The sequence below is a fragment of the Streptomyces californicus genome (assembly GCF_000717645.1).
GTDB lineage: Bacteria > Actinomycetota > Actinomycetes > Streptomycetales > Streptomycetaceae > Streptomyces > Streptomyces californicus.
Window position 1 is genome coordinate 275,079 of sequence record NZ_JNZZ01000002.1, and the last position, 11,918, is coordinate 286,996.

At 73.8% G+C, this 11,918-nt stretch carries 11 protein-coding genes; 5 read left to right on the forward strand and 6 right to left on the reverse strand.

Annotated elements, in window-relative coordinates:
- Nucleotides 1-185 precede the first annotated feature (185 nt).
- Both IF19_RS0103705 and IF19_RS0103710 read left to right on the forward strand, forming a co-directional pair.
- Nucleotides 186-980 (forward strand): VOC family protein, encoded by a 795-nt coding sequence (locus tag IF19_RS0103705; RefSeq protein WP_030275925.1) that lies wholly within the window; start codon nucleotides 186-188, stop codon nucleotides 978-980.
- A 62-nt stretch (nucleotides 981-1,042) separates the two neighbouring features.
- Nucleotides 1,043-1,297: a WhiB family transcriptional regulator gene (locus IF19_RS0103710; RefSeq protein ID WP_030113933.1), complete on the forward strand. Its 255-nt coding sequence runs from the start codon at nucleotides 1,043-1,045 to the stop codon at nucleotides 1,295-1,297.
- A gap of 39 nt (nucleotides 1,298-1,336) precedes the next feature.
- Here IF19_RS0103710 and IF19_RS0103715 read toward each other — a convergent pair whose 3' ends face one another.
- On the reverse strand, nucleotides 1,337-2,311 hold the full coding sequence (locus IF19_RS0103715; protein WP_030120330.1) for an acyl-ACP desaturase: 975 nt from the start codon (nucleotides 2,309-2,311) through the stop codon (nucleotides 1,337-1,339).
- A gap of 176 nt (nucleotides 2,312-2,487) precedes the next feature.
- Nucleotides 2,488-4,794, reverse strand: a complete 2,307-nt coding sequence (locus tag IF19_RS0103720; protein ID WP_030275927.1) for an ATP-binding cassette domain-containing protein — start codon at nucleotides 4,792-4,794, stop codon at nucleotides 2,488-2,490.
- 159 nt (nucleotides 4,795-4,953) lie between these two features.
- On the opposite strand from IF19_RS0103720, the gene IF19_RS0103725 reads away from it, so the two are divergent.
- Nucleotides 4,954-5,766 (forward strand): alpha/beta fold hydrolase, encoded by an 813-nt coding sequence (locus IF19_RS0103725; RefSeq protein WP_032747258.1) that lies wholly within the window; start codon nucleotides 4,954-4,956, stop codon nucleotides 5,764-5,766.
- An 81-nt stretch (nucleotides 5,767-5,847) separates the two neighbouring features.
- Nucleotides 5,848-6,753 (forward strand): helix-turn-helix domain-containing protein, encoded by a 906-nt coding sequence (locus tag IF19_RS0103730; protein ID WP_234313148.1) that lies wholly within the window; start codon nucleotides 5,848-5,850, stop codon nucleotides 6,751-6,753.
- Nucleotides 6,754-6,812: 59 nt separating this feature from the next.
- On the opposite strand, the gene IF19_RS0103735 is transcribed toward IF19_RS0103730, so the two are convergent.
- Together IF19_RS0103735 and ssgD are read right to left on the reverse strand one after the other, a co-directional pair.
- Nucleotides 6,813-8,441: an ABC-F family ATP-binding cassette domain-containing protein gene (locus tag IF19_RS0103735; RefSeq protein WP_030113939.1), complete on the reverse strand. Its 1,629-nt coding sequence runs from the start codon at nucleotides 8,439-8,441 to the stop codon at nucleotides 6,813-6,815.
- Between the two features lie 233 nt (nucleotides 8,442-8,674).
- Entirely contained in the window at nucleotides 8,675-9,091 is a 417-nt protein-coding gene (gene ssgD, locus IF19_RS0103740) for a spore wall synthesis regulator SsgD (RefSeq protein WP_030113940.1), read from the reverse strand.
- A gap of 201 nt (nucleotides 9,092-9,292) precedes the next feature.
- Here ssgD and IF19_RS0103745 point away from each other — a divergent pair, with 201 nt between their 5' ends.
- Nucleotides 9,293-10,429 carry a WD40/YVTN/BNR-like repeat-containing protein gene (locus tag IF19_RS0103745; protein WP_030275930.1) on the forward strand — a complete coding sequence of 379 codons (1,137 nt, stop codon included), beginning with the start codon at nucleotides 9,293-9,295 and terminating at the stop codon, nucleotides 10,427-10,429.
- Nucleotides 10,430-10,570: 141 nt separating this feature from the next.
- Here IF19_RS0103745 and IF19_RS0103750 read toward each other — a convergent pair whose 3' ends face one another.
- Entirely contained in the window at nucleotides 10,571-11,437 is an 867-nt protein-coding gene (locus IF19_RS0103750) for an alpha/beta fold hydrolase (protein WP_030120337.1), read from the reverse strand.
- A 130-nt stretch (nucleotides 11,438-11,567) separates the two neighbouring features.
- Entirely contained in the window at nucleotides 11,568-11,864 is a 297-nt protein-coding gene (locus IF19_RS0103755; RefSeq protein WP_030275932.1) for a YciI family protein, read from the reverse strand.
- Nucleotides 11,865-11,918 lie beyond the last annotated feature (54 nt).

Consider the following 11,918-nt stretch of genomic DNA (forward strand, 5'->3'; position numbering starts at 1 on the left):
CGCGGCCCCGGCCGCCCTGCCGCAGGGGCCGGAGCGGGCGCCGCGCGGCCGCTGCGGTGGATCGCGCCCCGGTCGGCCCCGTGCGGACTGCGGCTCCCGGAACCCGGTGCGAGACTCGGAGCGAGGGGGACCGTTCCGGCGCCGCGCCTTGTGCGGACCCGCCCGGACCGACCGAGGAGCACACCATGATCAGCCCCATCTTCCTCGACGGCGCGCCCAACTGGGTCGACCTCGGCACCCCCGACCTCGACGGCGCCACCGGCTTCTACCGGGAGCTGTTCGGGTGGGGCCTGATCCCCGGCGGCCCCGAGGTCGGCGGTTACGGGATGCTCACCCTGGACGGCCGGTACGTCGGCGGGGTGATGACGGTGCCCGAGGAGCAGGCGCCGAGCGCCTGGTCCGTCTCGTTCCAGTCGCCGGACGTCGCCGCCACCGCGGCCGCGGTCCAACGGGCCGGAGGAAGCGCCGTCTTCGAGCCGATGGACGTCCTGGACTTCGGCTCCATGGGCGGCTTCACGGACCCGGCCGGCGCGTACTTCGGGGTGTGGCAGCCCAAGGACCACCCCGGCTTCGGCGTGATCCAGGAGCCCGACTCGTTCCTCTGGGCCGAGCTCTACACCCCCGACGTCCCTGCGGCGGCCGCCTTCTACACCAGCGTGTTCGGCTGGGGCACCGACGAGCTGAAGGTCGAGGGCACCGACTACACCTACACCACGGCCCACCCGGCCGGGGCGGACGCGGACGCGTCGTTCGGCGGTCTGGTCAGGATGGGCGACGTCCCCACCGAGGCCGCGCGCGGACCGCACTGGCTGCCGTACTTCGCCGTGTCCGACGTGGCCGCCACCGTGGCCGAGGCCCGGCGGCTCGGCGGCACGGAGACCCTGGCCGCGATGGAGGTGCCCGGCGTCGGCACGATGGCCAACGTCGCCGACCCGTACGGGGCCGTCTTCGCGGTCATGCGGCCCGAGCCGAGGCAGTAGCCGACCGGCCGGTTGATGGATCGTTGATCGGCTGTTTATCGCCACCGGGCACCGTGTGCTCCATGCTGATCAACACCGTGACCGACGACGCACTCGCCTGGCAGGAGACCGCGTTGTGCGCGCAGGCCGGGCCCGAGTTCTTCTTCCCCGCCCCTGGCAGTTCGACCCGCGAGGCCAAGCAGCTCTGCAACGCCTGCGAAGGCAGGCAGGCGTGCCTGGAGTACGCCCTCGCCAACGACGAGCGGTTCGGCGTCTGGGGCGGACTGTCCGAAAAGGAACGCGAGCGGCTGCGCCGGGACGGACGCGACCGACGCTGAACGCTCCCGGTCGCGTCCCCGGCCCGTGAACCCCTGCGGTCAGGCGCGGCCGCGCGCCGCCATCCGGGCCTTTCGGGCGGCGAGCTTCTCGTCGAACTTCGCGGCCTCGCTGTCCAGCCCGCCCATGTACAGACCCAGCTCCTCCTGGGCCTTGGCGCCCTCCGGGCCGAGCCCGTCGATCTGCATGACCTTCAGGAAGCGCAGCACGGGCTGGATCACGTCGTCGTGGTGGATGCGCATGTTGTAGATCTCGCCGATCGCCATCTGCGCGGCGGCCCGCTCGAAGCCGGGCATGCCGTGGCCGGGCATCCGGAAGTTGACGACGACGTCGCGTACGGCCTGCATGGTCAGGTCCGGGGCCAGCTCGAAGGCGGCGCCCAGGAGATTCCGGTAGAAGACCATGTGCAGGTTCTCGTCGGTCGCGATGCGGGCCAGCATCCGGTCGCAGACCGGGTCGCCGGACTGGTGGCCGGTGTTGCGGTGCGAGACGCGGGTGGCGAGCTCCTGGAAGGCGACGTACGCGACGGAGTGCAGCATCGAGTGGCGGTTGTCCGACTCGAAGCCCTCCGCCATGTGCGCCATGCGGAACTGCTCCAGCTTGTCCGGGTCCACGGCGCGCGAGGTGAGCAGGTAGTCGCGCATCACGATGCCGTGGCGGCCCTCCTCGGCGGTCCAGCGGTGCACCCAGGTGCCCCACGCGCCGTCGCGGCCGAAGAGGGAGGCGATCTCGTGGTGGTAGCTGGGGAGGTTGTCCTCGGTGAGGAGGTTCACCACGAGGGCGATCTTGCCGATGTCGGTGACCTTGGACTGGTCGGCCGCCCACGCCTCGCCGTCCTCGAAGATCCCGGGGAAGTTCCGGCCGTCGGAGAAGGGGACGTACTCGTGCGGCATCCAGTCCTTGGCGACCTTGAGATGGCGGTTGAGTTCCTTCTCCACCACCTCTTCCAGCGCGTACAGCAGTTGGGCGTCGGTCCACGCCTTCGAACTGCCGAGGTGGGGAGAGGCGATCGTCACTTGGAGCTCCTGGGGACGGGAGAATTACCTACGGCTTCGTAGGTTACGTGACCGTAGGTTAAGGCGACCGTAAGGCCAAATCCAAGCCCGTCCCCGCCAGTGAGCGGTTGCGCAGCGTCATGACCGCAGGTGAGGGTGGGTGTGTGCTCCGCTCGCGCCTCCGGGAGGCCGCCCCCTCACCCGCTCGCGGATGCCGCTCCCACCCCCGGATCCCGGCGCAGGTACCGGCCTGTGACGGACGTCGGATGCGCCAGCAGGCCGGCGGGCGTTCCGGCGAAGACCAGCTCGCCGCCACGCCTGCCGCCGTCCGGTCCGAGGTCGATGACCCAGTCCGCCCGCTTCACCACCTCCAGGTTGTGCTCGACGCAGATCACCGTGTTCCCCGCGTCGACCAGCCGGTCCAGCAGATCGACCAGCGTGCCGGTGTCGGCCAGGTGCAGCCCGGTCGTCGGCTCGTCCAGGACGTACACGCCGGAGGTGCGGTGCAGCTGGGTGGCGAGCTTGATGCGCTGGCGCTCCCCGCCGGAGAGCGTGCTGAGCGGCTGCCCGAGCGTCAGATACGTGAGGCCGACCTCGTCGAGCGTCCGCAGCTTCCGCAGCAGCGCGCGGTCGTCGAAGACCTTCTCGGCCTCGGCCGCCGTCATCTCCAGCACGTCCACGATCGACCGGCCGGCGACCCGGTGCTGCAGCACCTCGTCGTGGAACCTGCGGCCCTCGCACTCCGGGCAGGTCGTGGTGACCGGGTCCATGAAGGCCAGATCCGTCGAGATCACCCCGCGCCCCGCGCAACCCCCGCACGCTCCGGAGGAGTTGAAGCTGAACAACCCCGCGTCCACGCCGTTCTCCCGGGCGAACGCCCTGCGGATGGCGTCGAGCGCCCCGACGTACGAGGCGGCGATGGCGCTCTGGTCGATGACGACCGCCTCCGGGTACGCCGCCGTGAACACCCGCGACACCAGCGTCGACTTGCCCGACCCCGCGACCCCCGTCACCGCGGTCAGCACCCCGGTGGGGAACGACACGTCCAGCCCCTTGAGGTTGTGCAGATCCGCTCCGCGCACCGGGAGCCGGCCGGTAGGGGTGCGGACGGCTCCCTTGAGCGGGGTGCGGCGGCGCAGTGACCGGCCGGTGAGCGTGTCGGCCTCGCGCAGTCGCTCGTACGGCCCTTCGAAGACGACGTGCCCGCCGTCCGAACCGGCCCGCGGCCCCATGTCGACGACGTGGTCGGCGACCGCCATCACATCGGGGTCGTGCTCGACGACCAGCACCGTGTTGCCCTTGTCGCGCAGCCGGACCAGCAGATCGCCCAGCCGCCCCACATCGCGCGGATGCAGACCGACGCTCGGCTCGTCGAAGACGAACGTCAGCCCGGTGAGCGAACTGCCCATATGGCGGACCATCTTCAGGCGCTGGCCCTCGCCCCCGGAGAGCGTCGTGGTCTCCCGCCCCAGGTTCAGATAGCCGAGCCCGATCCCGGCCAGCCGCTCCAGCCGTTCCCGGGCGGCCGCGGCGACGGGGCCGCCCACCGGGTCGTCGATCCGCTCCAGCACGCCGATGAGCTCGGAGATCTCCAGCCGGGCGTAGTCGGCGGGGGAGAGGCCGTCGACCCGGGTGGCGAGCGCCGCCGCGTTCAGCCGCGCCCCGTCGCAGGCGCCGCACACCCGCTCCACGGTGAACCGGGCGGCCGCCTCGCGCCGCTTCTCGGACAGCGCGGCCGTGTCGCGCTTGAGGTACAGCCGCTCGAAGCGGGTGACGACCCCCTCGAACCGCATGTCCGCCGAGGCGGTCCGCATGTCGACGCGCACGGTGAACCCCGAACCGTGCAGCAGCAGTCGCCGATCCTCCTCGCCGAACTCGGCCAGCGGCAGATCGTTGTCGAACCGCCCCGACCCGCCGTACAGACTCCACTCCCAACTGCCCACCGACAGGCCGGGCAGCAGCAGCGCCCCCTCGTTCAGCGACTTCGACCAGTCGATCGCCCGGTCGAGGTCCAGGTGGACCGTGCGCCCCACCCCGTCGCACTCCGGACACATCCCGGCGGGGTCGTTGAACGAGTACGCGGTCGCCCCGCCCGCGCTCGGCGTCCCGCACCGCGAGAACAGCACCCGGATCACCGACCAGATGTCCGTCGCCGTGCCCACCGTGGAGCGCACGTTGCCGCCCAGCGGCTTCTGGTCGATCACGATGGCCACCGACAGGTCCTCGACGGACTCCACGTGCGGGCGCTCGTACTTCGGCAGCCGGTTGCGCAGGAACGACGTGAACGTCTCGTTCAGCTGCCGCTGCGACTCCACGGCGATCGTGTCGAAGACCACGGAGGACTTGCCGGAGCCGGAGACCCCGGTGAAGACCGTGATCCGGCCCTTGGGGACGCGGAGGGAGACGTCGCGCAGATTGTTCTCGCGCGCGCCGGTGATGACGATGTCGCGCTGGGCGGAGCCGGGGGCGGCCGGCTCCGTGTCGCGCTCGGGGATGAGGTCCATGGCCACGACGCTAGAAGGGATACCGGACAGCTTCTGTCGCCTTTTCCGCGACGATCGTGGACCACGGGCCGGGCCCGGCCGGCCGCCGGGGCCCACGTGCCGGCCCCGGGCGACATTCGTACAAGACCGTCGAGCGGCGGCTCGGCCATCCTCACCCGCATGGATATCGACGGCAGTACGCATGTGCGCGGGATGCGCGTGGTCCACCACGGCCGGCGGGGGGCGCCGCCGCTCGTCCTCATCCACGGATCGGGCGCCGCGGGCAGTTCCTGGGGCCCGGTGGCGCCGGCGCTGGCCCGCCGGCACCACGTCGTCCGGATCGACCTGCCGGGGCACGGCCAGTCCCCGCCCGCCGCCTCGTACGACGTGCCCGGACAGGCGGCGGTCGTGGCCGCGGCGCTCGACGACCTGGCGCTGGGGCCCGTGACGGCGGTGGGGCACTCCAGCGGCGGATACATCGCCACCGCACTCGCCGAGCGGCGCCCGGACCTGGTGGGAGCCCTCGCGCTGATCAGCAGCGGCCCGAGCCCCGACGCGCTCCTCCCGCAGCCCGCCCTCCTCCGGGCGCTCATCGCCCCGCCGCTCGGACCGCTGCTGTGGCGCGTCCGGTCCGACGCGATGCTCCGCCGAGGGGTGAACGCGGTCTGCCGCCGGCCGGTGAGCGTCCCGGACGACTTGGTCGACGACGTACGGGGCATCGGCTATCGCACCTTCAGGACGGTGCTGCGCCGCAACACCGAGTACATCGCCGAACGGAGCCTTCCCGCCCGCCTCGGCGCACTCGGCCTCCCGGCGCTCGTGGTCTTCGGCGCCGCGGACCCCCGCTGGGACCCGGACGCGGTACGCCTCTACGACACGGCGTCGAGCACGCGGGTCGAGCGACTGGACGGTGTCGGGCACTTCCCCATGCTCGAAGCACCCGAGGAGACAGGTGAGTTGCTGCTGCGCTTCCTGGCGGCGGCGGACCGCTGACCCACGCGCACCGCCCTCGGGGCGCGTCCGGCGGATCCTGGGCAGGCCCCCGACCCGCCGGACACGCCCTACCCTGGCGCTGTGAGCCTCACCGCATCATCCCCGGACTGGTCGGCAGTCGAGGTCGCGAGGCCGCGGCGCCCGGGCCGGCTGCCGGGGGCAGCCATGGCGGGATTCCGCCAACTCGGCCCGGTCCAGGGCGACATCGCGATGGTCGCGCACCCGTCGATCACCCTGTTGGTGGACCTGAGCGAGGGGAGCGGTATCGTCCGGGACTCCGACGGCGGTCGCGCGCACGGCAGTTCGGTCGCGGGGCTCGCACCGGGAGAACTGCGGCTCGGCGGCCGGTACGCCGGGGCGGTCGAGTGCCTGCAGATCCGGCTGCCACCGCCCCTGGCGGTCGCCGTGCTCGGCGCGACGGCCGATCTCGACGGGGCCGTCGTCCCCCTGGAGGACGTCTGGGGCCGCGACGCCGAGCGGACCGAGGACCGGCTGCGGGCGGCCGCCACCTGGGACGAGCGGTTCGCGATCGCGGCGGACGCCCTCGGCCGCCGGCTGGACGCCCGGCGCTCACCGGACCCGGAGGTGGTCGCGGCCTGGGAGCTCATCCTCGCCGGCCGGGGCCGGGTGGGCGTCGACAGTCTGGCGGACGAGGTCGGCTGGAGCCGCAAGCGCCTCTGGTCCCGCTTCCGCTCCCAGCTCGGCCTCGCCCCGAAGCACGCCGCCCGGCTGGTCCGGTTCGACCACGCGGCCCGCCTCCTCGCGGCCGGGCATCCCGCCGCCCGGGTGGCGGCGTCCACCGGCTACGCCGATCAACCCCACCTCCACCGCGAGGTCAGGGCGTTCACCGGGATGACGCCCACGGCCCTGGCCGCGGCCCCCTGGCTCGCCATCGACGACGTCGCCTGGCCGGCCCCGCCGGCGGACCCGCCCGGGAGGGACGGGCGGGGCCGCCGTCCGGCACGGCCCCGTCAGCCCCGGCCGTAGGGCGCGTCCGGCCGATCCTGCCCGGGTCCGCGGCCGCGCCGCCGTCGTACGAGACCCCCTCAGCGGCCGGCCCGCACCGCCTCCGGCGTCGTGTCCCGCAGTTCGCCGTCGAGCCGCAGCCACCGGGTGATCCCGATCGACTCCAGGAAGGGCACGTCGTGGCTCGCCACGATCAGCGCCCCCTCGTACGCGGCCAGCGCCTCGGACAGCCGCCGTACGCTCACCAGGTCGAGGCTGTTCGTCGGCTCGTCGAGCAGCAGCAGACGCGGCGCCGGATCGGCCAGCAGCAGCATCGCCAGCGTCGCCCGGAACCGCTCCCCGCCCGACAGGGTCGACGCCGGGCGGTCCGCGGCCGCCCCCTTGAACAGGAAGCGGGCCAGCCGGGCCCGTACCGCGTTCTCCGTACGCTCCGGCGCCGCGCGGGCCACGTTCCGCGCCACCGACGCGTCGTCGTCCAGCACGTCCAGACGCTGCGGCAGGTACCCCGTCGCGACCAGCGGACCCGCCTCGCCAGACAGGGGCGACAACTCGCCCGCCACGGTCCGCAGCAGCGCCGTCTTGCCCGCTCCGTTGCGCCCGGTCAACGCGATCCGCTCCGGCCCCCGCACCGTCAACTCGCCCCGCAGCGGCGGGCCATACGGCGGCACGGGGTCGCGCAGCAGCAGCACCTCGGTCCCCGGGTGGACGCGGGTGCCCGGCAGCTTGATCCGGATCTCCTCGTCCTGCCGTACCGCAGCCTCCGCCTCGCCCAGACGCTCCTCTGCCGCCGCCAGCCGTTCGGTGTGCAGGACGCGGTGCTTGCCGGCGGACACCTGGGCGGCGCGCCTGCGCTGCCCCATCACCACCTTGGGCTCCCGCTTGGTGTCCCACATCTTCTGCCCGTAGCGCCTACGACGGGCCAACGTCACGTGCGCGGAGGCCAGTTCGCGCTTCTGGCGCTGTACGTCCGACTCGGCCGCCCGCACCGTGCGCCGGGCCGCCTCCTGCTCGACGGCCAGAGCCTCCTCGTACGCCGGCAGGTTCCCGCCGTACCAGGTCACCTCGCCCTCGCGCAGATCCGCGATCCGGTCCACCCGCTCCAGCAGCTCGCGGTCGTGGCTGACGACGAGGAGCGTTCCCGTCCAGGCGTCGACCACGTCGTACAGCCGCCTGCGGGCGTACGCGTCAAGGTTGTTCGTCGGCTCGTCCAGCAGCAGCACGCCGGGGTCGCGCAGCAGCAGAGCGGCCAGCCGCAGCAGGACGCACTCGCCGCCGGACATCTCCCCGACGGCGCGGTCGAGCCCGATGTGCCCGAGACCGAGCCCGTCGAGGGCGGCGAGCGAGCGCTCCTCGACGTCCCAGTCGTCGCCGATCACCGCGAAATGCTCCGCCCGGACGTCGCCCGACTCGACGGCGTCCAGCGCCGCGCGCCTCTCCGCGATCCCGAGCACCTGGTCGACCCGCAGCGCGGTGTCCGGGACCACGGTCTGCGGGAGATGGCCGAGCCCGCCGCGGACGCTGACCGTTCCGGCGTGCGGGGTGAGTTCACCGGCGATCAGCCGGATCAGGGTGGACTTGCCGCAGCCGTTGAGACCGATGAGTCCGGTGCGGCCCGGACCCACCGAGAAGTCGAGGCCGGAGAAGACCTCGCCGCCGTCGGGCCGGCGGAAGGAGAGCGAGACACAGCTGACGCGGGCGTCGGTGGACATACGGAACTCCCGTGAACGTCGAGGAGGAAGAGGACGGCCGGACACTGAGATCGCACACGGGCGCTCCGGCCGCGACAGGGCGCGGCGGGCGCTGCACGGTGTGCACAGGACCTCAGATCAGCAACGTCCCACTCCGATCGACGACACCAGGGACGTCCACGAAAGTAGGGCCGGCGAGCGGGCCGGGCAACCGGATTTACGGCCGGGCGGCGGTCCTCGCCCCTGCGGCCGGGTCAGTGGTCCTCGCCGAGGAGGTCGGTCAACCCCTGGTCCAGGTCCAGGTACAGGTGCTCCTCACCCGCCGGGACCAGCTCCTGCGCCCGCTGGATGAAGCGGCGCAGCTCCTCGGTGCGCACATGGACCATGGCGATGCCCTCGGGGGCGTGGAACTCCAGGACCGTACGGTCGTAGCCGAACGGCCGCACCCGTACGTCCCCCTGGCCCGCCGGGTCGTCCATCCCGGCGGTCAGCAGCTCGCGGGCGAACTCCCAGGACACCTCGGTGCCCTCCAGGGTCGCCGGGCCCGGGAACACCATGCGGACGGCGAAGGGGTACGCACGGTCGTAGCTGAGCAGGGCGGGCAGGGTCTCCATCCGCGGTGCGGACGCGACCATACGAGCCTGCACGGACTGCTCGATAACGCTGGACAAACCTGCTCCCTCTCACGGCTGGGCGAACGGTTCCCGGCACTGGAGTAGACGACGGAACCCCTCGTTTCGTGCACCGGCGCGCGGCGTGAGCTGCGTCACCGGTTCCGGCCGGCCCGCCGCGCCTCCGCGCACCCCCCTCCTGCCCGCTCGACGGCGACGCACCCTGGACGGGCCGGAACCCGTCGGCTAGCTTCCTGCGCCATGAAGGCCATGGGGAAGACGAGACGGCTGACGGCACTCGTGACCGGCGGGGCGGCCCTGGCCGCCGCACTGGTCGCACCGGGCGCGTACGCGGCGGAGGGACGGCACGGCGAGACCGCCTCCCGGGAGGCGGCCGTCCGCGCGCCGCTGCCCGGCTGGAAGCTCACCGACACCGGCACGGACTCCCGCTTCCGCGGCCTCGCCGCGGTCAGCCGCACCACCGCCTGGGTGGCCGGGTCGAAGGGCACGGTCCTGCGCACCGGCGACGGCGGGCGCACCTGGCGCGACGTCTCACCGCGGGGCGCCGCCGGACTCGAACTGCGGGACATCGAGGCGTTCGACGGAAGGCGGGCCGTCGCCCTGGCCATCGGCGAGGGCGAGGCGTCCCGGGTCCTGCGCACCGCGGACGGCGGAGCGACCTGGACCGAGTCCTTCCGCAACACCGATCCGCGCGCCTTCTTCAATTGCCTGACCTTCTTCGACAGCCGGCACGGCCTCGCGGCGGGCGACCCGGTGGACGGGAAGTTCCGCCTCCTCACCACGGCGGACGGCGGCCGCTCCTGGCGGGTCCTGCCGAACGCGGGGATGCCCGCCGCCCTGCCGGGCGAGGCGGGGTTCGCCGCCAGCGGCCAGTGCCTGGTCAGCTCCGGCGCCAGGGACGTCTGGCTGACCACCGGGGGAGCCGATACCGCCCGTGTCCTGCACTCCGGGGACCGCGGGCTGACCTGGACGGCGAGCCCGTCGACCCTCCCGGCGGGCGACCCGGCGCGCGGCGTCTTCGCCGCGGCCTTCCGCGACCGGGGCCACGGCATCGCGGTCGGCGGCGACTACCGCCCCGACCAGACCTCACCCCGGGCCGCCGCCGTCACCGGGGACGGCGGGCGCTCCTGGCGGCAGGCGGCGACCCCGCCGCCCGCCTACCGTTCCGGCGTCGCCTGGCTGCCGTACAGCCGCACCGCCGCCCTGGCCGTCGGCCCGACCGGCACCGACCTGACCCTGGACGCCGGGCGCACCTGGCGCACGGTCGACTACGGCTCGTACGACACCGTGGACTGCACCCCGGACCTGGGCTGCTGGGCGGCGGGGGAGAAGGGACGGGTGGCCCGGCTGGGGTTCCCGGGCGTGTCCGGGGGCTGAGGGCCACGGACCTGCCGGGCCACGGACCTGCCGGGCCATCGATCCACCGGGCCGCCGACCCACCGGACCACCTGGCCACTGACCCACCGGGCCATCGACCCGCCGCGCCACGGCCCCGCCGGATCGGCGGCCCGGTGGGCCCTACGAGGCGTCCAGCACCTCGCGCAGCCGCTGGGCGAACTCGTCGGGCTTGCCCGGGTAGCCGAACTCCCCGTCGGCGAAACCGGCGTGATGGCTCGGGAAGACGGTCGCCGCCTGTCCCAGCAACCCGGCCGCGGCGGCGGACGTCCGCCCGGTCTGCACCGTCCGCGACTCCTCGCCCATGGCGATCACCACCCGGGTGCCGGACGCCTCGATCGCCGCGACGTCCGGCAGGTGGTCGCTGACCGCCCAGGACCGGTCGGACAGCAGCGGGTCGTCCCGCGAGCCGTCGTCCTCGGTGGGCATGCCGAACGCGGCGGGGTCGGGAAGCGGCTGCGCGAAGTAGGCGTCGGTGAACTCGCCCTCCCACGAGGTCATCGCCACGAACGCGGCCATCCCCGCGCCCCACCCGCGCGCCTCGTACGCGTCCCGGACCCCGGCCCGTGCGCGGACGGCCGCCGGGCCGTCCGGGGTGAGCGTGATGAGCGGCGGCTCGTGCGCGACGAGGGTCGTCACGTCCTCCGGGTGGCGGGCCACCAGGGCGAGGGCCGTGACCGCGCCCCCGCTGCTGGCGAACATCTCGACCGGGCCGACGCCGAGCGCCTCGATGACGGCGTGCACGTCGTCGGCCAGGCTCTCGGGCGCGTACTCCGCCCGGCCGTCCTTGCGGGTGGAGCGGCCGAGCCCCCGGGGGTCGTAGGTGACCACGGTCCGGTCGGGGAAGCGTGCCGCCAGTGCGGCGAACCCGGTGGCGTCCATGGGCTGTCCGACCATGACCAGGGGAGGACGGCCGTCGGCGGCGGGCAGGGGGCCGCGGACGTCGTACACGAGGTCGGCGGCGGCTGTGGTGAGGGTGTAGGTATCCATACCCGTGCAGACCGGCGTCGCCGCGAGAACTCATCGGTGCGCGGTCCGAACATCCCCGACCCGCCGGGCCGGGTCCGCCCCGTGCCCCCGCCTCCGGGCGGCCGGGTCCGCGCCGACGGCGCCGCGTCGGCTACGGCAGCCGCTGCCGGTACGGGGCGAGCCCGGGCGCGGTCCTGGTCGCGATGAACTCGGTGATCCGGTACGCGCACACCCCGTGCACGGCGAACGGGTCGGCCGCGGCGATCGCCTCGATCGCCGCCCGGTCCTCGCCGACCGCCAGGATCACCCCGCCGTCCCGCGGGTTCTTGCGGCCGGAGGCGATGAAGACGCCCGCGGCGTACTGCTCGTCGAGCCACGTCACGTGCTCCGCCATCAGCGCGTCGGCGCGCTCGACCGGCGCGGTGTAGGTCAATTCGAGTACGAACATGATCGTCAGGCTACGCGCCCGCCGCGAGGCGCTCGCGTGCCGCCCCGTCGGACG

Bases quoted from the DNA above. Each gene is read 5' to 3' on its own strand.
- IF19_RS0103705 (WP_030275925.1), top strand. From the start codon at position 186: ATGATCAGCCCCATCTTCCTCGACGGCGCGCCCAACTGGGTCGACCTC.
- IF19_RS0103710 (WP_030113933.1), top strand. From the start codon at position 1,043: ATGCTGATCAACACCGTGACCGACGACGCACTCGCCTGGCAGGAGACC.
- IF19_RS0103720 (WP_030275927.1), bottom strand. From the start codon at position 4,794: ATGGACCTCATCCCCGAGCGCGACACGGAGCCGGCCGCCCCCGGCTCC.
- IF19_RS0103725 (WP_032747258.1), top strand. From the start codon at position 4,954: ATGGATATCGACGGCAGTACGCATGTGCGCGGGATGCGCGTGGTCCAC.
- IF19_RS0103735 (WP_030113939.1), bottom strand. From the start codon at position 8,441: ATGTCCACCGACGCCCGCGTCAGCTGTGTCTCGCTCTCCTTCCGCCGG.
- IF19_RS0103745 (WP_030275930.1), top strand. From the start codon at position 9,293: ATGAAGGCCATGGGGAAGACGAGACGGCTGACGGCACTCGTGACCGGC.
- IF19_RS0103750 (WP_030120337.1), bottom strand. From the start codon at position 11,437: ATGGATACCTACACCCTCACCACAGCCGCCGCCGACCTCGTGTACGAC.
- IF19_RS0103755 (WP_030275932.1), bottom strand. From the start codon at position 11,864: ATGTTCGTACTCGAATTGACCTACACCGCGCCGGTCGAGCGCGCCGAC.